The organism is Halioglobus sp. D3-4 (genome assembly GCF_055809315.1).
The window spans coordinates 1,875,675-1,899,671 of sequence record NZ_CM147907.1 but is presented as its reverse complement, the minus strand read 5'-3'; the positions used below and the strand labels follow the sequence as shown (position 1 = coordinate 1,899,671).

Below are 23,997 nucleotides of genomic sequence, written 5' to 3'. Positions count from 1 at the left end.
ACCACTTATGGCTGACAGCAGGAATCTAGAGCAGGTCCGGGCAGATATCGATGCTATCGATCAGGAAATTCAGGCTCTGATCAGTAAGCGTGCGCGCTGCGCGCAGCGTGTGGCCGAAATCAAGCTGGCCGAAGTGGCCGAGGCCCATGCGCGCGGCGAAACCAGTGTCGAGCCTGTGTTCTATCGCCCGGAGCGCGAGGCACAGGTCCTGCAACGCATTATCAGCCGAAATGAGGGCCCGCTGGAAGGCGCCAACATGGCGCATATCTTTCGTGAAATCATGTCTGCCTGTCTCGCGCTGGAAAAGCCGCTGCAGGTTGCCTACTTCGGCCCCGAGGGCACGTTCACGCAGGCGGCGGCCATCAAGCACTTCGGTCACGCGGCCGTCTGTGTGCCACAGGCAACGATCGACATGGTGTTTTCCCAGGTGGAGTCGGGTGAGTGTCACTACGGTGTGGTACCCGTCGAGAATTCGACGGAGGGCATGGTCAGTCATACGCTGGACAATTTCATGGATTCGCCGCTGCAGATATCCGGCGAAGTGGAAATGCGTATCGGGCTGCACCTGCTGGTAGCGCCGGGCACGGCTGAGGGCGATATCACCCGAATTTGTGCACACCAGCAGGCGCTCGCCCAGTGTCGTTCGTGGCTCGATAAACACTGGCCACAGCTGGAGCGCGAAGCGGTCAGCAGCAATGGTGAGGCTGCGCGGATGGCCGCACAGACACCGGGAGTGGCGGCGGTGGCCGGTGATATGGCGCTGGAGCGGTATCAACTTGAGGCACTGGCCACGCACATTGAGGACTACGCCGACAACACCACGCGGTTCCTGATTATCGGGCGCGAGGAAGTCCTGCCCAGTGGCCGCGACAAGACCTCTATTATCGTCGCCAGCCGCAACAAGCCCGGCGCGCTCTTCAGTCTGCTGGAGCCATTCAGGCGCGGCAATGTCAGTCTCACGCGTATCGATACGCGGCCGTCGCGCACCGAGAAGTGGGCCTATGTGTTCTTTATCGAGTTTGAAGGCCATTTGCGCGATGAGAAAATCGCGGCAATCATGGAGGAACTGGAAGAACAGTCCATCATGTTGAAGCCGTTGGGGTCCTATCCCCAGGCGCTGTTATAGATAGCCGCGTGAATTACGCTGCCGATACAGTCGTGATTGTCGGGCTGGGCCTGATTGGTGGGTCTCTGGCCAAGGCCCTGCGCCACAGCGGGTTCAGCAAGCATTTCATCGGCTGCGGGCACCGCGAACCCTCGTTGGTGCGCGGCGTGGAACTGGGCGTTATCGATGAATTTACACTGGATCTGGATGCTGCGGTAGCGCGCGCCGACATCGTCGTGATCTGCACGCCCACACTGACGGCCGAAAAAATGCTGGCGCAAATCTTACCGCGTCTGCAAGGCCGCTCCGGCGGACCCGTGATTACCGATGTCGCCAGCGTCAAGGGCAGCCTGCGCGATGCCGCTGTCGCCATCGCGGGTGCCGTACCGCCGCAGCTGGTGTTGGGTCACCCGATCGCCGGTTCAGAGCACAGCGGTGTGGAAGCCGCGGACACCAATCTGTTCGTCAACCACCGGGTTATCCTGACGCCGGAAGAAAACAATGATGCGGCGGCAGTGGCACTGGTGCGCGCGATGTGGGAGAGCACCGGCGCCGAGGTGCTGGATATGAGCGTGGAGCGCCACGATGCCGTACTCGCCGCGACCAGTCACCTTCCCCACTTGCTGGCCTATGCGTTGGTGGATGCGCTGGCGTCCTCGGATGCCAGCGATGATATATTCCGCTGCGCGGCCGGCGGCTTTCGCGATTTTACCCGCATCGCCTCCAGCGACCCGACCATGTGGCGCGATATCGCGCTGGCCAACAAGTCGGCACTGCTGGATGCGATCGACCTGTTCAGTGAGCACATGGGCGGCCTGCGCGCCGCGGTGGAGGCCGGCGATGCCGACACGCTCATGACCACCTTCTCCAGGGCCAAGCGGGCCCGGGATGAATTTGCCGCTCTTCTGGCCCGGCGCAGCGATTCAAAACGACCTTAAGGTTTACGTTATGCATTTCAAGTTACAGCCCGGCGGTACTCTCAAGGGTGCAGCCCGAGTTCCGGGTGATAAATCGATCTCTCACCGCGCCATTATGCTCGGCGCACTGGCCGAGGGTACATCCCGCGTTAACGGCTTTCTGGAAGGGGAGGATGCACTGGCCACACTGGCGGCGTTTCGCGCGATGGGTGTGGAGATAGAGGGGCCGGACAACGGCAATGTGACGGTGCATGGCGTCGGCCTGCACGGGCTAAAAGCGCCCGCGCATGCCCTGGATCTCGGCAATGCCGGTACCGGTATGCGCCTGCTCTGCGGCCTGTTGGCCGGCCAGCCATTCGATACTGAACTCACCGGTGATGCCTCGCTGTGCAGCCGCCCGATGGGACGCGTGATCGATCCGCTGACTAAAATGGGGGCGAGCATCGGCTCTGCCGAAGGCGGCAGGCCGCCACTCAAGATTCGCGGTGGCCAGCAATTACAGGGAATCCACTACGATCTGCCAATGGCGAGCGCGCAGGTAAAATCCTGTTGTCTGCTGGCCGGGTTGTACAGTCAGGGCAGAACCTCTGTCACCGAGCCCGCCCCGACGCGCGATCACACCGAGCGTATGCTGCGGGGCTTTGGCTATGAAGTGAACTCCGATGGCGCCGAGATAGCCTTGCACGGTGGCGGCCGCCTGCAGGCCTGCGATATCGAGGTGCCGGCGGATATTTCCTCGGCCACATTTTTTCTGGTCGGTGCGAGCATCGCGCCGGGTTCCGACCTGCTACTCGAGCATGTTGGCATCAATCCCACCCGTATTGGCGTGATCAATATCCTGCGACTGATGGGCGCGGATATTACGCTGCAGGCCGAGCGTGAAGTTGGTGGTGAACCGGTCGCGGATATCCGTGTTCGCTATGCTCCGCTGCACGGTATCGAGATTCCGCCGGATCAGGTGCCGCTGGCGATTGACGAATTTCCGGCCATTTTTATAGCGGCCGCCTGCGCCGATGGGCGCACCGTGCTGCACGGTGCCGAAGAACTTCGAGTGAAGGAGAGTGACCGTATCGCCGCGATGGCGGAGGGCTTGAGTACGCTCGGTGTGAGCAATGAGATACTGGACGACGGTATCATCATAGAGGGCGGTGAGATGGGGGGCGGTGTTATCACCACTTACAATGACCACCGCATCGCTATGTCGTTTGCCATTGCGGCATTGCGCGCCAGCGGCGAGATCACCGTGCAGGACTGTGATCACGTGGCGACATCCTTCCCCGGCTTCGACACGCTAGCGCGCCACCTTGGATTGTCTATTAACACGGTAGCAGGTTAACTGAGCGTGGCCAGTGTGCCGGTGATTACCGTCGATGGGCCCTCAGGAGCCGGCAAGGGCACCATCAGCCACATGTTGGCCGATCACCTCGGCTGGCATCTGCTGGACAGCGGTGCCCTGTATCGCGTTACTGGCCAGGCCTGTGTTATCGAGGGTGTCAGCTGGGAAGATCACAGCGCGGTGGCTGAGATCGCCCGGCACCTCGATGTAAAGTTCATTCTCGCCGACAGCGGTGAAATACTGGTGGAGTATAAAGGTGTCGATGTGAGCGCTGCCATGCGCACGGAAGAGGGCGGGCGTGGCGCCTCAACCGTGGCTGCTATACCCGCTGTGCGCGAGGCCCTGCTGGCCAGGCAGCGCGACTTCATGCAGCCGCCCGGTCTGGTCGCCGACGGCCGCGATATGGGCACTGTGGTTTTTCGCGACGCCCCCCTCAAATTCTTCCTCACCGCGAGCGCCGAAGAGCGGGCCGAGCGGCGCTATAAGCAGTTGATTGCAAAGGGAGAAAGTGTTAGTCTCCCGCGCCTTCTGGCGGATATACAGGAGCGAGATGAGCGCGATAGCAACCGCGCAATCGCCCCTTTGGTGCCCGCCGAAGATGCCATTGTCATCGACAGCAGTGACACGCCCGTTACCGACGTGTTTGAGCAGGTTCTGCTGGCAGTGAAAAACAGAGGTTTTATCTAGCCGTCCTCGGCCCTTAATTCCTTTTTCAATGGTGTAACTTACTGTTTTTCCAACTGATTCCAGTCAGGGTTAGGAAAGCAGTTTAATTTGGATAACCCGGGCCGACTGGAGGCGCGGTAGAGACAGATCCTTGTCTCGATCAAACCATACAGGTGCTAAGTAATGAGCGAATCCTTCGCCGAACTATTTGAAGAGAGTCTGAAAACCGTCGATATGAAACCCGGTGCAATTGTAACCGGTGTTGTCATCGACATAGATAACGAGTGGGTCACCGTACACGCGGGCTTGAAGTCCGAAGGTGTTATCCCCCGTGCACAGTTTATTGATGCCAACGGCGATTGCGCGCTGAGCATCGGCGACGAAGTACAGGTTGCGCTGGAAGCCGTGGAAGATGGCTTCGGCGAGACCAAGCTGTCGCGTGAAAAGGCCAAGCGTGCCGAGTCCTGGAAGGATCTGGAAGCCGCGCACGAAGCCGACGAAGTGGTTACCGGTATTATCAATGGCAAGGTCAAGGGTGGCTTTACCGTCGATATTAATACTATCCGGGCATTCCTCCCAGGCTCTCTGGTGGATGTTCGTCCAGTGCGCGAAACCGTGCACCTGGAAGGCAAGGAACTCGAGTTCAAAGTTATCAAGCTGGACCAGAAGCGCAACAACGTGGTGGTTTCACGTCGCGCGGTTATGGAAGCAGCGAACAGCGTCGAGCGCGACGCTCTGCTGGAATCCCTGCAGGAAGGTATGTCTGTCAAGGGTATCGTGAAGAACCTGACCGACTACGGTGCGTTTGTTGACCTCGGCGGTGTTGACGGCTTGCTGCACATTACCGATATGGCGTGGAAGCGCATCAAGCACCCCTCCGAGATTGTGGAAGTGGGTCAGGAAATCGACGTCAAGATTCTCAAGTTCGACCGTGAGCGCAACCGTGTATCCCTCGGCCTGAAGCAACTGGGCGAAGATCCCTGGTTGGAAATCACTGGCCGCTACCCGGAAAACAGCCGCGTCAAAGCCAAAATCACCAACCTCACCGATTACGGCTGCTTTGCCGAGCTGGAAGAGGGTGTTGAAGGCCTGGTGCATGTATCCGAAATGGATTGGACCAACAAAAACGTTCACCCATCCAAGATCGTCAGCCTCGGTGATGAAGTAGAGGTGATGGTACTGGATATCGACGAAGATCGTCGTCGTATCTCTCTGGGTATCAAGCAGTGCCAGCAAAATCCCTGGGACGCGTTTGCAGAGCAGTACGCCAAAGGTGCCAAAATCACCGGCAACATCAAGTCGATCACCGATTTCGGTATTTTTATCGGCCTGGAAGGCAACATCGATGGTCTGGTTCACCTGTCGGACATCAGCTGGCACGAGCCGGGTGAAGAAGCCGTTCGCAATTACAAGAAAGGCGACGAGATCGAGACAGTTATCCTGTCCATCGACTCTGAGCGTGAGCGTATTTCACTGGGTATCAAGCAGCTTGAAGACGACCCGTTCGGTAACTATGTTGCCGAGAACGATCGCGGCGCGATCGTAACCGGTGAAGTGGTCGAGGTGGATGCCAAGTCCGTTACGGTCAAACTGGCCGACGAGGTTGAAGGCATTCTGAAGGCATCCGACATCAGCCGCGAGAAAGTGGAAGATGCGCGCAGTGCGTTCAAAGTGGGAGACACGGTTGAAGCCAAGATTATTGCGGTAGATCGCAAGAGTCGCGGCCTGTCACTGTCGATCAAAGCCAAGGACTTCGACGATGAGAAAGAGGCTGTGAAGTCTCTGAAGGAGACTGAGAACGAGACAGCTTCTCCCGGTACTATCGGCGACCTGATCAAGGCACAAATGGGCGAATAATCGCGCGCGTCAGGCGCGTTGATTCGACCCTGAAAGGGCTCACTTCGGTGAGCCCTTTTTTTGTTTCTGCCGTAGAGAAATTGCCAACAAGGCCATGAGATTAGAAGTTTTTCGTTAAAAAATAAGGACTTGCGAAAAATTTCAGTGCGGTACACAATACCCGTTCCACAAAGTAGGCCATAAGAATACCTCGAACGGGGGCGATATGACCAAAAGCGAACTGATTGAGACGATACTGTCCCGGCAGAGCCAGTTGTCCGCGAAGGATGTAGAGCTGGCTGTGAAAACCATTCTCGAACATATGTCACAGGCGCTTGCCAATGGAGAGCGCATTGAAATCCGTGGCTTTGGGAGCTTCTCGCTGCACTTTCGTGAACCCCGGCGCGGGCGCAATCCAAAGACAGGAGATGCGGTTGAACTGACCGGCAAGTATGTACCGCATTTCAAGCCTGGAAAGGAGTTGCGGGAGCGGGTCAATCTGGGTTTACAGTTAGAAAATTAGGCGTGTTGTGGCACAAACAGGCGGTATGGTCGAAAGCTCATACCGTTTTTTTTAACTTCTTTTTACTGAACTGGGCATTCCGATGAAACGACTGCGAACTCTTATTACTGTGATCGTCGTATTGGCCATGCTGGCAGCGAGTGTACTGTTCGCTCTGCAAAATGAAACTGCCGTACCGCTGGATCTTTTGGTGTACACGTTCGCACCGCAGAGTCTTGCGCTGTGGGTGCTGGTAGCTTTCGCGCTCGGCGGCGTGCTCGGTATGATCGTATCCTCTGTAATTTTACTGCGAACACGGGCCTCTCTCAGTGCCTGCAAGAAACAATTGGATCGCGCTCGCGAAGAGGCCAGTAAGTTGCAAGGTGCGACTGCAGTGGCGAAGAGCGCATGACAAAGCCGGTTATCGTAGCGCTGGATTTCCCTTCCGCGGCTGAGGCCCTCAATCTCGCACAGCGCCTGTCGCCCTCATTGTGTCGGGTCAAGGTCGGTAAGGAACTCTTTACCCGGGCGGGACCTGCACTGGTCGAAGAATTGCAGGAGCGCGGTTTCGAGGTGTTTCTCGATCTGAAGTTTCACGATATCCCCAATACTGTTGCCGGTGCCGTGCGCGCGGCTGCCGAATTGGGCGTCTGGATGGTGAATGTGCACGCTAGCGGCGGGTGCAGGATGATGGAGGCGGCGGTGGAAGCACTCGCACCTTTCAGTCAACCGCCCATTCTGCTCGGTGTGACGGTGCTGACCAGTATGTCGGATCAGGATTTACAGGAACTGGGCTACAACGAAACCGCGCAACAGCGGGTTGCCCGGCTCGCGGCACTGGCAATGAAAAGCGGTCTGGATGGTGTGGTGTGCTCGGCTCAAGAAGCCGAGGTATTGCGCAGGCAATGCGGTGAAGCCTTTTTCCTGGTGACACCAGGCATCCGGCTGGCGGGTGACGACGCCGGCGATCAACGCCGTGTGATGACTCCGGCAAAAGCGTTGGCACTGGGTTCGGATTACCTCGTCATAGGCCGCTCCATTACTGCAGCGGATGATCCGCTGGCCGCGCTGCAACGGGTGCACGAGGAATTGGCCGCAAGCTGAACAGCGCCATGGTGGCGAAACTGTCGTTGTATTTTGCAGCAGTGTTGCCGCTGCGTGCGCCAGTTCCACCGGGTTACAGCGTTCGCCGTATTATCAAATGCGATCACCGGGGCCCTCTTTCCCGAGAACACTGCTAGACTTTTCTCCGGTACGGATGCCTGCAAGGATGCAGTTAACCTATATGGAGATTTTACTATGACCAATATCCCTTCGATACAACACAATACCCGGACTGCGCTGGCAGCGAGGGACATTATCAACCAACAGGGCGCGGTCGGTCGCGTCGCAGTAGCTGCCCTCATAATGGCATTGCTGTTGTGCGCAGGCATGCTGATGCGCACACCGTCCGCACTGGCGGAGGAGCAAAGTGTACCGACAACACCCGCGGTAACCAGCTCCGCAGCACGAGTCAATATCAATACCGCTGACGCACAGACCCTCGCGGCGAATCTCAAGGGCGTGGGTGAGGCCCGTGCTGCAGAAATCGTTCGCTACCGCGAAGCGTATGGCCCATTTGCTTCCGCTGATGAGCTGGTTGAGGTGAGCGGTATAGGCAACTCCACCCTGGACATGAATCGCGATGTGATAACACTGGAATAAGCTAACCGCATCCGTATTATGAGGGGGCCTTTGCCCCCTTTTTTTAGCGGTGATTTAGAACAGTGAAATGTCTCGTCAGCGGAGCGACCGGGTTTATCGGTCGACAGCTTTGCCAGCAACTGGTCGCGTACGGTCACTCCCTCGTGCCGTTGAGCTATCGCGGTGAACCGCTTGGTAGCGGACAACCGACCATTGCTGTGGATCTCGCTCGCGCTGATCCAGACGCCAGCCTGCTGCGTGACGTGGATGTTGTTTTCCACCTCGCGGGTATCGCGCATCAAAGCGCGCCTGATTCAGCGTACGCCGCGCTTAATTATACTGGAACGTTACGCTTGGCCCGATTGGCGGCAGCAGCCGGCGTCAGGTGTTTTGTCTTTCTCAGCAGTGTGAAAGCGATGGGTGCGCCGCCATCATCTGACGTGCGCACAGAATCCGCCTGCATACTGCCCAACGATGCGTATGGCCTGTCCAAGTGGCAGGCGGAGTGCGCACTGCGCGATGAATATACCGGGCAGGGTATGTCGGTCGTTATCGTGCGGCCTGCGTTGGTTTACGGTGCTGAGGCCAAGGGCAATCTTCAGGCTTTGGCGACAGGGGTGCGCTGGGGGCTGCCACGCCCTCCTGCGGTCGGCAGGCGCTCTATGATTGCGCTTAGCGATCTGGTGGAACTGCTGTGCGTGACAGCACAGCGTCCGCCGTTGGGCGTGTATACCTGGATAGCCTGCGGACCACAGGCATACAGCACCCGGGAGATATACGATCTGTTGCGTGAGAGCCAGGGCAAAGGCCGGGGTATATCCTGGCTACCACAGCGGGCATGGCAGTGGGGCGCCTGTCTCTTGGATACGCTAGCGCGCAGGGCGAGAGATAGCACCTACGACAAACTCTTTGGCACGGAACTTTACAGTAATGCAGCGGTGATACAGGCGACTTCATGGCGCCCTGTTACCACACTTGCAGACACGATGAAGGACGTTGAGTCCGCGCAGAGACATAAGTCATGACGGTCGTTCTGGTGACGTTGGTCTTGTCGATTATTCTGTGTGGCCTGTATGAGCGTTTCGCACGCTGGCGACAGATTCTGGATACGCCCAACGAGCGTAGCTCACACTCCCTGCCGACACCCCATGGCGGTGGTATCGCATTGCTCGTAGCTTTTGTACTGGGCCTGATACTGGCCGCGTCCTTATACGGTCCCCTGGGCGTATCCTTGATTATATTGACAGGCTGTACCCTGGTATTGGCGCTGGTTGGTGTCGTCGATGACTTGCGTAGTTTGTCTGTGCGCTGGCGTCTGTTGATGTACGGCATCGTGTGCCTGTTCGCCGCAGCCTCTCTCCTATCCGTAGCAAATTCTGCCGGAGTGTTTGTCAATACAGTGTATGTATTGCTGGGCGCGTTTGTGATGTTGTGGTCGTTGAATCTGTACAATTTTATGGACGGTATCGACGGCATTGCCGCCTTGCAGGCGGTGTTGGCCTGCAGCGGCGCGGCGCTGTTGGCGTGGCTCGCTGGTCACGATGACAACTATGTCCTTTATTGCCTGATCCTTGCAGCTGCACACGGTGGTTTTTTGGCCTGGAATGCGCCGCCCGCCCGTTTGTTCATGGGTGATGCCGGCAGCGTACCGACAGGCTTTTTGATGGCGGGACTGGCGCTGCTGGGGGCCGTGCAGGGCCAGTTGGATCCGCTGTGCTGGCTGGTGTTGGCAGCCGTTTTTGTCACCGATGCCAGCTGGACGCTGGCTAGGCGTATGATCACCGGGCAGAAGTTTACCCAGCCCCATCGCTCCCACGCCTACCAGCGGTTGAGCCGTTACTGGAAGTCTCACCTGAGAGTCGATCTGCTGTTGTTGGCGATAAACGTATTGTGGCTGCTGCCCTTGGCGTCAGCCGTACAGATGTGGCCTGAGTACAGACTATTTTTGGTAATTTTGGCATACCTTCCCCTGCTCTGCGGCATGGTGAAAGTGGGTAGAGTGACGTAAAATAAACACCCTAATTGTGCGGCTGTATAGTTTGAATAATGCGCGCTCGCCACAGCCAGGAGCACAGGAGGTGACTTGCTAAATCGTCCTCGCAAATTCGTGACCCAGTACTTTGTCGGAGTGATCGGCAGCCTTAGAGATGTTCTGCAAAAGGCTGTTGAACTGCCGCGCAATATCAAGCAGGCGTGTCTGTTCTCGCTGGATATGGTGTATGTTACTGCGGCGATGTGGTTAGCGGTGGCATTGCGATTCGGTCATCTCGATTTTCACCTAGGCCTGATCGAATACGCTTGCGGTGCGGTAACTCTCGTTGGCAGCGCGATGGTGTTTCTGCGTCTGGGGCTTTATCGGGCGGTTATCCGCTTTATGGGTCAACAGGCAATCTGGGCGATTGTCACCGCAGCGGGCTACTCTACCCTCATACTCGGCGCGACGGTCTTTTTTGCACGCGCTGAAGTACCGCGTTCCATGCCGTTTATCTACTGGGTACTCCTGGTGGTAGGTATCGGCGGTACACGACTGGCGGTGCGCGCGTACTACCAGACCAAACTGCGTGCGTTATCTGAGAATGTAATTATCTATGGTGCCGGGCAATCCGGACGTCAACTATTGCAGACGCTGCAACACGGTGAGCAGTACCACCCGGTGGTATTCGTCGACGATGATCACTACCTGCAACGGTCCATTATTAACGGGCTTCAGGTAGCTCGACCGGAAGATATGGAACAGCTGATAGACCAGCACGATATCACACAGGTACTGCTGGCAATTCCCTCGGCATCACAGGAGCGTCGCAAGGAGATCATCAACTCGCTTGTCGGCTTGCCTGTCCATGTTCGTACCGTGCCCACTATCAACGAGTTACTCGCGGGTGAAGCCAGCGTCAACCAGATTCGTGATATCGACCTGGATGACCTTCTCGGTAGAGAACCGGTGCCACCGCATCCTGAACTGATTGAGAAATGCATCACTGGCAAGGTGGTGATGGTGACCGGTGCAGGTGGCTCCATTGGTGCTCAGCTGTGTCGACAAATTATCCGCTCCGGAGCGCGCGAACTGATACTCCTGGATAACTCCGAATATGCACTGTACAGCATAGAGCGAGAATTGCGGTCGATGCTGACAAGCCTAAACCTGCAGGTCGAACTGGTTGCGCTGCTGGGTTCCGTGCAAGATCAGAACCGCCTCGAGAGTATTTACCGTACGTTTGAAGTACGCACGGTCTATCATGCTGCAGCGTATAAACATGTTCCCATGGTGGAGTACAACATTGCCGAGGGTGTGGCCAATAATGTTTTCGGTACGTGGTATGCGGCAACCGCAGCGCGCAAGGCCGGCGTTGAGACTTTTGTATTGGTCTCAACCGACAAGGCCGTGCGCCCGACAAATATCATGGGTGCCTCCAAACGGCTGGCCGAAATGATTTTGCAGGGGCTTGCACAGCAGGAAGACGGGACAAGATTTTGTATGGTCCGCTTTGGAAACGTGCTGGGTTCATCGGGGTCAGTGGTGCCGTTGTTCCGGCAGCAGGTCGAGGACGGCGGCCCGGTTACAGTGACACACCCGGATGTATCGCGTTACTTCATGAGTATTCCGGAGGCTGCGCAACTGGTGCTGCAGGCTGGAGCGATGGCTACCGGCGGTGATGTTTTTGTTCTTGATATGGGTGAACCGGTACGTATTGTCGATCTGGCAAAGCGTATGATCCGACTTAGTGGCTATGAAATGGGCCACAATTCCCAGGGCGCTGGCCAGATAGAAATTGAGTACATCGGATTGCGTCCCGGCGAGAAACTGCACGAGGAGTTATTGTTGGGTACCAATGTGACAGGAACAGGTCACCCGATGATTATGCGCGCGGAGGAGGAGTGCCTGCCATTCAGCCAGATTGAGAGACTGCTGGCAAAACTGCGAAAGCACTGTGATTCACTCGACTGCGATGGTATCAGTTCTGTGTTGAGCTTTGCAGTCAGCGGGTTTGGCGATCACCAGGTGCGCTATGACCATCTCTGGAAGCGACAGGGCAAGCTGGTTGCGATAGAGTCTGCGGCCGCCTCCAATGTAAAGGAACTGTTCCCGGATGGCAGTCCCTAGCGTCGATTAACGCTGCCGTGAGTCAGCAGTAGAAGGTACACACCAGAGTCGCGCAGTCAGCGCAGCTTCGGGTCAGATTTCCTCGCTTATACTTAGCCATCTTTTTCATCGACATCGAACTGTCCGGTCAGTCTCCGTCTGATATGCGACCAGGACATTCCGGTGGCGAGGATGAAGGACAGTATCAGTAAGATGATCCAGGTTATTGCACCGGTGGCGTCGAGGCTGAGTAGTCCGAGGTCCACAAACCACCAGATAATACAGGCGAACAGCGCTCCCCCCAGCACGATACCCAGCACACCCAGCGAGAGTAAGGTAGCGCGCAGAAAAACGACCCACGCGATTAGCAGAATGACACCGATCAGTGCCATCACAGGGCCAAACTCTGCGCTGCGAGCCATGACCCAACTGACGTAGGAATAATCTGACGGGTTATAGGTTCCAAAAACCAGGGCGATAGCAAATAGCCATCGAGCGAAAAAACTGCCTATATTGAATTCTGTAGCCATAGTCGGTGATCCCGTGCCAATTCCAATCGCATGATAATCGTTGGGATGGGGGTTGGGCTACTCAGGAAGCCGCCTTTTTTGTTCTGGATGTTCCGCCATTCTTGCCGCGGGGCATAATTGAGCGAATTAGCCCACATGCGACTCGTGGATCTCTATGGCATTGCTGGGCATCGTGGCTACAGATAGCAATCGGCACCGCGCCTGGAAATCGGCCATTAGTCTATCCAGATTCCCCAGTGCGCCCATACGTTCACCGTGTATGGCCAGAGAGTTCTCATACAGCTTCATGTCCCAGTGATTCTTCTCGCGAAATTCGAGAGTCAGCTCTGGCCCGAGTTGCTCAAAAACAGACTCGATACGTTGTACCAGTTCGACTTCGCGGCCGAAGGTTTCGTTCTGGCGAAGATAGGACAGGTCAATCCCGGGAAAATATTGTTCAAGTTCCTGTTCAATCAGCACCATACTGTCGTCATAGCGTTCAACGATAACCAGCAGAGGTGTCTTGATCAGCATCGCTACGCTTTCCTGATACGCCGACTCGCCTATCGTGCTGTCAAAGTTGCTGGTACAGAAACTACAGTGAAAATTGCGGATGACAGGAGCCACGTCCGGTTGCATGCGCCATCGCACATAGTCAGCAAACGACAGTCTTTTGGCATGTATGGCACCGGGGGTATTAGCATCCTGACGGCGCTCGAAATCATACACCGAGCGCGCGCGATCTATCGGGTGTCGCAGCGAGATAAGCGGTAGTAACTGCAACTGCTCAGAGTTGGGAAGCGGGAACCGGATGTGATGACTGGAGATTGCTGAAATCTGTGTGTTAGCCTCCAGATAGGGCTTTAGATAGGCCGCGCCGCGCCGCATTTTGTCATCATCACGGTGATCGATGAAACCGGCGCCGAATTGACGTTGAAGACTCCAGTCTAGCGTGCTCCCTGCGTTTTTGAACAGATGGCAGTGTACTATCACTGGGCGTAGTGCATTCGGTTTGGGTGCTGATTTGGGCGGCTCTGCCTGCAGGATGTCTTCCAGAGCGTTGCGAATTGTTTCAGTACTGAACTGTTCCCTGATCACCTGGCGGCAATTTGTCGATAGTTTCTGCCACAAAAATTTCTCTTTGTATAACTCAATGACGTTATCGGCGAACGCTGTTTCACTGTCCGATATGAGGACGTTAAGGCCATCGGTCAATTGCATACCTTCCGCGCCGATGCTGGTGGTGACCACCGGTAGTCCGTAAGAAAAGCTCTGGCCAATCTTCCCCTTGACACCAGCGCCGTGAAGTAATGGTGATACAAACACCTTACTGTCGTTAAAGTATCCGGAAACGTCTTCCACGAAACCTGTCACGGTGATCGAGTCATTGGCCATTTCCAGCAGGCGCTCTGTCGGTTCACTACCGACGATAGTCAGATGGATGTCGGGTATCTTCTTCTTGATGAGCGGAAAAATATAGTCGATAAACCAGATGATACCCTCTTCATTGGGCGGATGTGCAAAGCTGCCTATGAACATCAGGCCAGAGCGTTCTTCAAAGCCTTTCTCGCAGGGTTCCAATGAATGGATGTTCGAGACCACTGAAATCTTGTTCGCAAATTCCTGCTCAGCGAGCATCTGCTTTTCAGTCGGACTGACAACCAGAGTGGCATCCGCTTCTTCGGCGAGGAAGAACTCTAGATTTTTCCAGCGTTGTACTTCCAGGTCCAGACGGCGCTGCTCGCGGACATAGTGAAGATCGACTGTATCGAAAATGGTTTTCGCGCTGGAGTACTTTTTCACGAGGTGCATGTACTTCTTGGTGGTCGCAGGGCGCGACATCAATACAAAGTCCAGCTCCTTGCCGTGCTCCCGTATAAAGTTCTCAAACTGTAGACCGCCATAATAGGTTTCGATCCCGATATCCTGCAATACCCTCGTGTACTTGGGATCGTAGGTGAGCTGGTCCGGCCAGAAAGATACCTTATAGTTCATCTGCTGCAAAATCTTCAGCATGTTGAGCATGCGCAAAGAGCCGGAGTCCTTGTCAAAGGTGGGCACCTGATGGTCAATAATCAGAATGTGCTTATCGCCCGTTCTCTCTCTTGTGCCAAACAGTCCGGCGGAGCTGTACATGTGGTCTCTATCGAGAGTTTCCCGCCATTTCTCAATAAACTTTTCGCGATTGATATCCTGATAGCGCTTGTATCCCGAACTGGTTTCTTTACCGGCGGACGCCCCGCCGTAATGTACTACTCGTGCAGCGGGTTGATAAATCACCTTGTAGTCCATTGCGCGCACGGTAAAACACAGATCGGTGTCCTCGTAATACGCGGGCGCAAAACGCTGATCGAAGCCGCCGATCTCATTCCACAGTTGAGTTGAAATCATCAGGCAGGCGCCTGAGCAGTAATCGACCGCCTTGCGGTAGGAGTATTTGGGAAGGTCGGGGTTATCTCCGTGACCGTAATTGCAGCCGTTGCCGTCGCGCCAGATGATGCCGCCCGCCTCCTGCAGGCTGCCATCGGGATAAACGAGTTTTGCCCCTACTGCGCCAGTAGAGGCTTCCGAGAAGGGCGCGAGCATGGCTTCAAGCCATCCCTCTGTGACTTCCGTATCGTTGTTCAGAAACAGCAGATAGCTGCCTCTGGCCGCTTGCGCCGCCTGATTGCAGGCGTTGACAAACACTTCATTGGTTTCGTTGGTGATAACCCGAATTCCTGAAATAGCTGCGAGTTGCTGCGGCGTTTCGTCTGTCGAGTTGTTGTCCACCACAATGATTTCATAGCTTCCCCGGCTATGAGCAAGCAGGGAATGCAGGCATTTGTATGTAAAGGCCCAGTTGTTGAACACAGGAATAATAATGCTGACTTGTGGTGTGTCAGTGGTTGGAAATACGAAATCTTTCGGGTCTGTTACATCAATGTCTGCATCGACAGATTGAGGTACCTCCAGGTGAGACGGTTCCTCTTCAGCAATTGTGCCCGCCTCTGTTGTCTGTGCTTGCGCCGAGAGATTAAGCTCTTCTGCGTCAAGTGACGCGTCACCAGCAGCGGTATTCTCTATCGCCACCGCATAGATATTGTCGGGCTTGTGTTCAGCGGAGAAAAGGGTGGCCTCTCTGTGCACACCGTCCTCTGTCTGCTCTTGAGGTAACTCTTGATTGGAGGGGGGTGCTACAGTGGGAGATGCCTCGTCTGCCGAACCTGCCTGCGCAGATGCTGCTGTCGTCGGAACGAGGAAGAGCTCCGGCTTGCTCTCCCGCTTCGCATCAACTGCGATATTCGCCGGCGGAGCTTCCGCAGTCTGTTCGTCCGATATGTCGTCGGCAGGCGGCATCTCCTTGCTGCCTTTGGCTGCAACGGCCTTGTTGGAGGGTTCTTCATCAGCGTCCTGCCCTGCCAGAGATACAGTATCGCTGGCAGCGTCTTCGACTGTAGGTGAATCAACAGCCAGCTCTTTTGGCGTATCGATTACATCAGAAGCGTCTATCGCTTCGCCAACTTCTGCATTCGCAGTTTCCGTGTTCCCGGCTTTCTCTTCCTGCACGTCAGGTTGCGGGTTCTCACCGGTTACGACACCCTTAGTCCATTGCAACAGCCTTCGCAGTAGGGTGCCCTTGGGAAATACGGACTCCACAGCGTGCTGATACTTCTGGTAGGCCCTCCAGGGGCGTGTGGTATAGATCTGAAAAACAATCTTTTCCAATTCGTCATATCGGGTGACTAACTGGGCTTCGATGTCCCTTTGCCGTTGCAGTTCATCGCGCAGATCTGACATCTCCCGAAGCCGTAAGGCCTCTTCCTCTTTCTGTGCCGATAGAACAATTTCCTGGGCTCCAAGGACATTCTGCAGTGTTGTCTGTTCCTGCTGCAGCGCGATGATTTCGCGGTCTCTGCCGGAGATGCCCTCCTGCAGCCTTGATATCTCTGTTACTCGGGAGGACAGCTCAGCCTGCAGGTTCGAGAGGGTGTTGGTCAGTGAGTCGACCTCGCCCTGTTTACCGGCCAGTTCGTCTCGTAGTGATGAGATCGTGATATGTGGCGTGTTTAACTGGTTTTGCAACTCTGCGATCTGATTTCGAAGATTGGCAATTTCATCCTGCAGTGTGTTGATCTCGCCTCTGAGCGCATGGGATTGATTCTGCAGAGAAATCCGGTCGTGGTAGAGGTGCTCCGTATTGGCGATATAACGGTATTCGCGGAACGTCTTATCGGCGTCGAGCTGTGCTTTGATACGGTTTAACTTAGCCTGATACCATTCGGGGGCACTTTCTTCCTTGGCCTTTTCTAAAGACAGTGCGACGTCACTGTTGTAAAAAAGACTTTGATTAGTCAGAAATTGCTCGCCCAGTTTGTCAAATGCCACGTAGTCTTCTGGTGTCACTTCCCGCTGTGAAACATCACACAGCAGCCTGTAGTAGTCGGCGATCGTTTGGTGACAGCGCGCATCGAGGTCTGCATCTGACACCTCGTGATGCCGCATATCCTGGTCGACAAACTGATCGAGCTTCTCTTGGTCCATCGCTGCGAAGTTGGGTTTGTCCAGCCCGACGGTCTCGAACACATGCTCGATAGTAGCCTGGGGATCGCCGAGTACAGACTCGAACGTCACAAAGCAGCGGGGCAGGTGGCGGGTATTCTTTTCGGCCTCCAGCATGTACTGCATCCAGAGAACCAGTGACTTATCGACTGAAAACCCATTTCTGCGAGCCAGTGAGTCAGCAATCTCCAATGGGCTGCGAATCACCAGCGCGGCGCGCGGCTTGACATTTTCACTGTCAAGTAAGGGCAGCCAGAACGGCAGCAATCGGCACAACCTGGGGTCCTTGATGGCCGAGAGCTCGCTCTCGGGTATATCGGTGCGCAGAAAAGTGCGCACATCATTGACAAGCTGGGATTCCTCAAATTTTTCCGGCCAGTTCTCCGGCAGCGGGAGAGGATCATCCCAGGAAGAGTTAAACGACTCCAAAATACAATCGTTGGCGAGTACAACGTATTTGTTCTCAAAGAACCCTTTGGGGTTATCGCTTTGAGTTTCGAGCATTTTTGCGCCGAGATTGACGCCCAGAAGGCTGAGAACACCAGTGAACGCCGAGGTCCCACTGCGATGCATTCCCAACACGAATAAACAGTTCTTCATATATTCTTTGCGTTACGCTTCAGAGTTCTTGTAGTTTATATTTTTCATTTACAGCGGCATTCTTGATGTCACGCTGGATTTTGCGGTTCTAGGCTCGGACAAGAATTGCGATAACCGAATTCCACTAGCTCGAAAGATCGCTGGCACTGACGTACATCTACCGACACCCAAGAGCGTTGGCCTATATGTTCCGAGAGGGTTTTGCCATCCCAGAGATTCCCGCTGAATCACCTGCTGTAGGGTAATACGCGTCACATCGGTATCTGCAACCTGCTGTTTCCGCATGATACGGCCTCTCTGAAAGCGCTTCGGTACTATATCATCACTTATTCGGCATTACCCATTTCGCCAGCTTTGGTCATCATCAGGCCATGCGTGGTGCACGAAAATATTACAACAAAACAGCACTCGCGAGAGAGCTCCGCAGGGGTATTTTCGGGCGAAGTGTAGAGTGGTACTCAAAAAACGTCGAATCTCTCCCGGTGAACCAAAATTTGGCGCTTGGAGGGTTTGACAATGTGCTCCGCAGAAGGTTCACGGGGAGGTGGGAGAGGGGATGCTGCGAAAGACACTACTGGCGAATTGGCCTTGCCTGGTTCCTTCGATTGCCCAATTGAGCTGGCGCAGTGTACGCCTTGGTCGTACTGATCCCGGCCTTTATATCGCTCCACGGGCGGTATACAGTATTTTGCTTGTACGCCTCTTCCGAAATCACAATTTCTACTGCGCGGTGTTCTTTTGTCATCACGTCGTCCTCGTTACTGCGTTTTTGCTATGCCTGATCACGCATTGGCACAGCGCCCCAGAGTGGTCTATTGGCTTCAGACTTTCACTCTAAGTGCGACGATAGGCCAATTTCGGCGCAGTGGAAGGCAGCGAGGGTACCCAAATTAGGCAGCCCGCTTTGCACTTGGACGCCCCGAGCAATGGTGCACATGCTCCGGTTCTAGAGGTGTGTCACAGTTTGTAGCGAGCTGTGATGCCTGACCCGCGTGTTGGGGGGTAATATACGCAATTGTCGATGCATCCAGCCCTGTCATGCCGAACCCTTGAGCCAGGGTTGCCTGCGGGGCTAGCCAGGGGTGCTCAGCTGATGAAACCCAGACGGGGCAGTCAGGCCTACTTGATCAAATGGTCTGGCTTGTTAGGAAACGCCGCAGTGTCACAATCATCAAAACGACAGGATATCGAAAGCTTACGGGCGCTGGCCGTTTTATCCGTCATATTGTTCCATCTGGATTTTCCTTTTATCCCGGGCGGGTTTCTCGGTGTCGATGTCTTTTTTGTGATATCGGGTTACCTAATTTCCCGAAACATCCTCTCCAGTTTGGGAAATGGGCAGTTCAGTTTTAAAGGGTTTTATGCCAGGCGAGCCCGACGCCTGCTACCGGCCCTGTTTGTCACTCTGATTTTTACCTTGATTCTGAGTTTTCTGGTCTTCCCGCCGGATCACTCTTTCAGGTTGGCGATCGTAGCAATTCTGTCCGTTTTTTCTCTGTCAAATTTCCTGTTCTGGAGTGAGTTGGGCTACTTCGATACAGCGGCCCACCTGAAGCCGCTGCTACATACCTGGTCGCTCTCCGTTGAAGAGCAGTTCTACCTGATATGGCCCGCATTTCTCGCGTTGTGTTTTAGCACCAAAAAGCGCCGTGTATTCTGGCCGGCGATTTTTCTAGTCGCCATCCTGTCACTGCTGCTTGCCCAGTCCGTACAGGGTGTTAACCCAGGAGCGGCGTTCTTCCTGACACCCTTTCGGATTTTCGAGTTCTGTATCGGGGCTATGGTCGTCAGATTTCAGCGCTCCCAGTCGCCGAAGCGTTTTTATACGGTGCTGTTATTGTTTCTGGGCTACACCGCTCTGCTTTTTTCGTTCCTCACTTTTGACGATAAGACACCCATGCCGGGATTCGCCTCGCTGCTTCCCTGTATCGCTACTGCCCTTATTATCTACGCTGCCGATGATCGCTTTCTGGGTGCACTGCGAACCAATTCGGCCATGGTTTATACAGGGGCGATTTCCTACTCACTGTACCTGGTTCATTGGCCCACCATCGTTTTCTTCAAATATCAGTTTGGGCCAGAACTCAGCCTCACTGCGAAAGGCTTTCTGCTGCTTTCCTTTTACGTATTGGCATCGCTGATGTACCGATACATTGAAACGCCCTTTCGGCAGAGTACCCGCCGTGGCATCCAAACATCTGCAAGGGGATTTGCGCCCGTTGTACTGGCTGCGCTGTTGATCTTGCTGATCTCTGGACAGGCGATCTACACACAAGGGTGGCGGTTTCGCCTGCCAGAGACGATAAATGCTATTCCCAGCGCGGACGCGATGTGGCGGGAGCGGAACGCAGTGACGCGTGTGGGCGAATGTTTTCTGATGAAAACCCAGTCGTTTTCGGAATTCAACCATTCACTCTGCCTGAAAACGGACCCTGACAGAAAAAATTACCTGATAATGGGGGACAGCTTCGCAGCCGACTCCTACAGTGTTTTGTCGGCAGCCTACCCGGACGTGAATTTTCTACAGGCCACTGCGGAGGCCTGTAGTCCGTACCCTCGTGCGGTGCAATATGAGACCTGCGAGCAACTGTTGGATTTTGTCGTCTCTGATTTTCTACCCGATAAGCGCATCGATGGCGTTATTCTCTCCGCATCCTGGCGCTATGATCAGCAGCCTCTTTTGTTAACAGCAATAGAGACTCTTTATTCGAAAACAGACAGGGTGATTGTTGTTGGCTCCGGTATCCGCTTTGTCAGCAGTGTCCCGGATCTGATTGTGGGCTCAGGGGCATCATCGAAAAGTGACATGGAAGCGTACGCGAACCAGTATATTGAGAGCTCCGAGCGGGAGGGAAACCGCCTGCTCAAACAGAGCTTGGAGTCGCTGGCGCCCTTTATCGATTATCAGCAGTACCAATGCTCTGATTCATGCAGGATTTTTACAGCAGACGGCGAGCTGGCCTATATTGATTACGGACACTTAACCTTGAGTGGCTCCATTGAACTCGCCGGGAAGATCGCGGACGAGTACAGGTACTTGTTTGTAGACGATTCGGGCAGTTAGTCACTTGGAGGCGGAATATGTCAGCGCATATCTGATCGCCGGCGATAGGTGAGTCTGTATAGCGCCGGCAGAACGACAAGCGTGAGTAGGGTAGATGAGATGATGCCCCCCACCACAACGGTCGCCAGTGGGCGCTGGACTTCCGCACCTGTGCCCGTGTTGAGAGCCATTGGCAGAAACCCCAGACTGGCCACCAGCGCGGTCATCAGGACCGGTCTGAGACGCTGCGTCGCACCGTGCTCAATGGCCTCGGCAAGCGGCATCCCCTGCCTGCGCAGCTCTCCGATAAATGTCAGCATGACCACGCCGTTAAGTACCGCGACCCCGGAGAGCGCAATGAAACCCACCATGGCTGAGATGGACAGGGGCATGTCGCGCAGTGTCAGTGCCAGTATTCCCCCCGTCAGCGCCAGCGGTATGCCGGTGAATATGATCAGTGCATCACGCAGGGAGTTGAATGCGCCGAACAGTAGGCCGAGAATCAGCAGCAGTATCAGGGGTACGACGATTGACAGGCGCTGGGAAGCGGACTGCAGTTGCTCGAAGGTGCCGCCGTACTCCAGCCAGTAGCCGCTGGGCATGTTCAGCTGCCCGTTCAGGAGGACTTGCGTATCGGCAATAAAACTGCCCAGATCCCGATCCGACACATTGGCCGTGACGACGACATTGCGTTTACCGCTGCGACGATTTATCTGGTTGGGTCCCTCCGTCACGGTGATGTCGGCAATTTCACCCAGCGGTACGTAGGCCAGTTCCGGATTGGTGTGGCCTGGAATAATGACGGGTAATGACGCCAGGGATTCCGGAGAGCGGCGCAGGCTTTCGTCCAGCCGCACGATCAATCGGAAACGCCTGTCGCCCTCATAGATCAGGCCTGTCTGTACACCGCTGATCGCCGTCTGCAGGGCCTGTTGCACATCCACCACGTTCAGTCCCAGCAATGCCATGTGGTCACGTATCGGCTCTATGTTCACAACGGGGAGGCCAGTTGTCTGTTCCACACGCACATCCGTGCTGCCACTGACCTGGCGCAGTAACTGCTCGGCCTGTTCACCGAGGCTTTCCAGAGTTGCCATATCGTCGCCGTATATACGGATTGCGACATCGGACCTCACGCCCGCGATCAACTCGTTGAAACGCATTTCAATCGGCTGGGTAAACTCGTAATTGTTTCCGGGTATGCGCTCTACCGTCTCCCGCAGTTCTGCCAGCAACTGTGCTTTGGGCTTTGACGGGTTGGGCCATTCCTCTCGCGGTTTCAGAATCAGGATGGTATCGGCCATGCTGGGCGGCATGGGATCTGTCGCAATCTCCGGAGTGCCGATCTTGGAGAAGACCCGTTCAACTTCGGCAAATGTGCGCAGCTCGGATTCCAGTTGCATCTGCATTTTGGTTGATTGCTCTATGCCTGTTCCGGGAATTCTAAGTGCGTGCATGGCGATGTCGTGCTCATCCAGCTGCGGCAGAAACTCACTGCCCATCCGGGTGGCTTGCACACCTGCAGCAACCACCAATAACATCGCGACAGCGATTACTGGCACCGCGAACCTCTGCGCGCCCGCCAGTGTCGGTCGATACACCTTGTGTGCAAAGCGCATCAGCGGGTTCTCGCGCTCACTGATGTTGCCCTTAACCAGAATAGCGATTGCAGCGGGTACAAAGGTGATTGAGAAGATCAGGGAACCGGCCAGCGCGGCGATGACGGTAAATGCCATTGGCTGGAACATCTTTCCCTCTACGCCAGTGAGCGCGAATAGCGGTAGGTACACCAGCATAATAATAAATACACCAAATACGGCGGGTTGTACGACCTCACGCGTACTGGCGGTGACCTCTCGCAACCGTTCTTCCAGCGTCAGCAATCTACCGAGTTTCTGTTGCGCAGAACCCAGTCGTCGCAGTGCATTTTCAACGACGATGACAGCGCCATCGACAATTAGGCCGAAGTCGATTGCCCCCAGGCTCATCAGGTTCCCGGAAACACGATTGGTCGACATGCCGGTAATTGCAAACAGCATGGACAGGGGGATCACCAGAGCGGCGATGAATGCAGCGCGTATATTGCCCAGCAACAGGAACATTACAGCGATGACCAGTACGGCACCTTCGAACAGGTTGGTCCGTACGGTGGCGATGGTTTTGTCTACTAGCGAGGTGCGGTCGTAGAGAGCAACTGCCTCGACACCCTCAGGCAGGCTGAGATTGACTCGCTCCAGTGCTTCGCCAATGGCTTTGGCTACGGTGCGGCTGTTTTCGCCCAGCAGCATAAACGCTGTACCGAGCACGGTTTCCTCACCGTTGAGCGTCGCCGAGCCGGTGCGCAATTGTTTGCCATAGCTGACTTCTGCCACATCCGAAACCCGCACCGGCGCATCATCTCGTTTTGCAACAACCACCTCGCCGATGTCCTTGAGGTCGTGCAATTGCCCGCTGGAGCGAATCAGCCACTGTTCGCCGCGCTGCTCAATATAGCCGGCGCCAGCATTCTGGTTGTTCTGCTGTAGCGCACTGATGACATCCTCCACGGTGATTTTAAACGCCAGTAGTCTCAGTGGATCGGGGGCCACCTGATACTCGCGTTCAAATCCTCCGAGGCTGTTGATCTCGGTTACGCCGGGGGTAGTCACCAGCTGCGGGCGGATGATCCAGTCCTGAATGGAGCGAAGATCTTCGGTGGAGTAGGGTGAACCGTCGGGTTTTCGCGCGTCGGGGGTGGCCCTGACGGCATAGACGAATATTTCGCCGAGGCCACTGGCAATGGGGCCGGGGCTGGGTTCAAGTCCGGGCGGCAGTTCGCTGCGTATGCCCTGCAGTCGCTCTGCGATCTGTTGTCGGGCCCAATAGATATCGGTGCCCTCTTTGAAAATCACCGTCACCTGTGACAGCCCATAGCGCGACAATGAGCGGGTGTAGTCCAGCATGGGTATGCCGGCCATCGCGTTTTCCACTACATAGGTGACGCGTTGCTCAACCTCCAGTGGTGAGTAGCCCTCTGCCTCCGTATTGATCTGTACCTGAATATTGGTGATATCGGGTACTGCATCTATCGGTAGTTTTATACCGTTGTAGATACCTAGTGCGGCCAATAGCAGCGTGGCGAACAGGGTCAGCCAGCGCCTTTTAACCGAGGCGCCGATAATTCTGTCGATCATGTCG

Annotated in this window: 16 protein-coding genes; 13 read left to right on the top strand and 3 right to left on the bottom strand. The window is 55.4% G+C overall.

The window, feature by feature from the left end; genetic code table 11:
* Positions 1-7 precede the first annotated feature (7 nt).
* From pheA to AC0L6S_RS08220, 12 genes are all read left to right on the top strand, one after another.
* Entirely contained in the window at positions 8-1,126 is a 1,119-nt protein-coding gene (pheA, locus tag AC0L6S_RS08275; RefSeq protein WP_473427948.1) for a prephenate dehydratase, read from the top strand.
* Positions 1,127-1,134: 8 nt separating this feature from the next.
* Complete coding sequence (locus AC0L6S_RS08270) at positions 1,135-2,043, top strand: prephenate dehydrogenase/arogenate dehydrogenase family protein (protein ID WP_473427947.1); 909 nt, start codon at positions 1,135-1,137, stop codon at positions 2,041-2,043.
* A gap of 10 nt (positions 2,044-2,053) precedes the next feature.
* Positions 2,054-3,358, top strand: a complete 1,305-nt coding sequence (gene aroA, locus AC0L6S_RS08265) for a 3-phosphoshikimate 1-carboxyvinyltransferase (RefSeq protein WP_473427946.1) — start codon at positions 2,054-2,056, stop codon at positions 3,356-3,358.
* A gap of 6 nt (positions 3,359-3,364) precedes the next feature.
* Positions 3,365-4,045, top strand: a complete 681-nt coding sequence (gene cmk / locus AC0L6S_RS08260) for a (d)CMP kinase (RefSeq protein ID WP_473427945.1) — start codon at positions 3,365-3,367, stop codon at positions 4,043-4,045.
* Positions 4,046-4,207: 162 nt separating this feature from the next.
* Positions 4,208-5,881: a 30S ribosomal protein S1 gene (gene rpsA / locus AC0L6S_RS08255; protein ID WP_473427944.1), complete on the top strand. Its 1,674-nt coding sequence runs from the start codon at positions 4,208-4,210 to the stop codon at positions 5,879-5,881.
* Between the two features lie 121 nt (positions 5,882-6,002).
* On the top strand, positions 6,003-6,383 hold the full coding sequence (ihfB, locus tag AC0L6S_RS08250; protein WP_473428573.1) for an integration host factor subunit beta: 381 nt from the start codon (positions 6,003-6,005) through the stop codon (positions 6,381-6,383).
* An 82-nt stretch (positions 6,384-6,465) separates the two neighbouring features.
* Positions 6,466-6,774 (top strand): lipopolysaccharide assembly protein LapA domain-containing protein, encoded by a 309-nt coding sequence (locus AC0L6S_RS08245; RefSeq protein ID WP_473427943.1) that lies wholly within the window; start codon positions 6,466-6,468, stop codon positions 6,772-6,774.
* Positions 6,771-7,466, top strand: coding sequence for an orotidine-5'-phosphate decarboxylase (gene pyrF / locus AC0L6S_RS08240; RefSeq protein WP_473427942.1), 696 nt, complete (start codon positions 6,771-6,773; stop codon positions 7,464-7,466). The genes AC0L6S_RS08245 and pyrF overlap by 4 nt, the downstream gene beginning before the upstream one ends.
* A gap of 195 nt (positions 7,467-7,661) precedes the next feature.
* A complete protein-coding gene (locus AC0L6S_RS08235; RefSeq protein ID WP_473427941.1) occupies positions 7,662-8,066 on the top strand; it encodes a ComEA family DNA-binding protein in 405 nt (134 codons plus the stop codon).
* Positions 8,067-8,128: 62 nt separating this feature from the next.
* Positions 8,129-9,070 (top strand): NAD-dependent epimerase/dehydratase family protein, encoded by a 942-nt coding sequence (locus AC0L6S_RS08230; protein WP_473427940.1) that lies wholly within the window; start codon positions 8,129-8,131, stop codon positions 9,068-9,070.
* Positions 9,067-10,053, top strand: coding sequence for an MraY family glycosyltransferase (locus AC0L6S_RS08225; protein ID WP_473427939.1), 987 nt, complete (start codon positions 9,067-9,069; stop codon positions 10,051-10,053). The genes AC0L6S_RS08230 and AC0L6S_RS08225 overlap by 4 nt, the downstream gene beginning before the upstream one ends.
* A 75-nt stretch (positions 10,054-10,128) precedes the next feature.
* The gene (locus AC0L6S_RS08220) at positions 10,129-12,147 is read left to right on the top strand and encodes a polysaccharide biosynthesis protein (RefSeq protein ID WP_473427938.1); all 2,019 of its coding nucleotides are present in this window, start codon (positions 10,129-10,131) and stop codon (positions 12,145-12,147) included.
* A 92-nt stretch (positions 12,148-12,239) separates the two neighbouring features.
* Here AC0L6S_RS08220 and AC0L6S_RS08215 read toward each other — a convergent pair whose 3' ends face one another.
* Together AC0L6S_RS08215 and AC0L6S_RS08210 are read right to left on the bottom strand one after the other, a co-directional pair.
* Positions 12,240-12,656 carry a DUF6524 family protein gene (locus tag AC0L6S_RS08215; protein ID WP_473427937.1) on the bottom strand — a complete coding sequence of 139 codons (417 nt, stop codon included), beginning with the start codon at positions 12,654-12,656 and terminating at the stop codon, positions 12,240-12,242.
* Between the two features lie 126 nt (positions 12,657-12,782).
* Positions 12,783-17,777: a glycosyltransferase gene (locus AC0L6S_RS08210; protein WP_473427936.1), complete on the bottom strand. Its 4,995-nt coding sequence runs from the start codon at positions 17,775-17,777 to the stop codon at positions 12,783-12,785.
* 1,159 nt (positions 17,778-18,936) lie between these two features.
* On the opposite strand from AC0L6S_RS08210, the gene AC0L6S_RS08205 reads away from it, so the two are divergent.
* Complete coding sequence (locus tag AC0L6S_RS08205; RefSeq protein WP_473427935.1) at positions 18,937-20,841, top strand: acyltransferase family protein; 1,905 nt, start codon at positions 18,937-18,939, stop codon at positions 20,839-20,841.
* A 20-nt stretch (positions 20,842-20,861) separates the two neighbouring features.
* On the opposite strand, the gene AC0L6S_RS08200 is transcribed toward AC0L6S_RS08205, so the two are convergent.
* Entirely contained in the window at positions 20,862-23,993 is a 3,132-nt protein-coding gene (locus AC0L6S_RS08200) for an efflux RND transporter permease subunit (RefSeq protein ID WP_473427934.1), read from the bottom strand.
* Positions 23,994-23,997 lie beyond the last annotated feature (4 nt).

Bases quoted from the DNA above. Each gene is read 5' to 3' on its own strand.
- pheA (WP_473427948.1), top strand. From the start codon at position 8: ATGGCTGACAGCAGGAATCTAGAGCAGGTCCGGGCAGATATCGATGCT.
- aroA (WP_473427946.1), top strand. From the start codon at position 2,054: ATGCATTTCAAGTTACAGCCCGGCGGTACTCTCAAGGGTGCAGCCCGA.
- rpsA (WP_473427944.1), top strand. From the start codon at position 4,208: ATGAGCGAATCCTTCGCCGAACTATTTGAAGAGAGTCTGAAAACCGTC.
- AC0L6S_RS08245 (WP_473427943.1), top strand. From the start codon at position 6,466: ATGAAACGACTGCGAACTCTTATTACTGTGATCGTCGTATTGGCCATG.
- pyrF (WP_473427942.1), top strand. From the start codon at position 6,771: ATGACAAAGCCGGTTATCGTAGCGCTGGATTTCCCTTCCGCGGCTGAG.
- AC0L6S_RS08235 (WP_473427941.1), top strand. From the start codon at position 7,662: ATGACCAATATCCCTTCGATACAACACAATACCCGGACTGCGCTGGCA.
- AC0L6S_RS08225 (WP_473427939.1), top strand. From the start codon at position 9,067: ATGACGGTCGTTCTGGTGACGTTGGTCTTGTCGATTATTCTGTGTGGC.
- AC0L6S_RS08215 (WP_473427937.1), bottom strand. From the start codon at position 12,656: ATGGCTACAGAATTCAATATAGGCAGTTTTTTCGCTCGATGGCTATTT.
- AC0L6S_RS08210 (WP_473427936.1), bottom strand. From the start codon at position 17,777: ATGAAGAACTGTTTATTCGTGTTGGGAATGCATCGCAGTGGGACCTCG.
- AC0L6S_RS08200 (WP_473427934.1), bottom strand. From the start codon at position 23,993: ATGATCGACAGAATTATCGGCGCCTCGGTTAAAAGGCGCTGGCTGACC.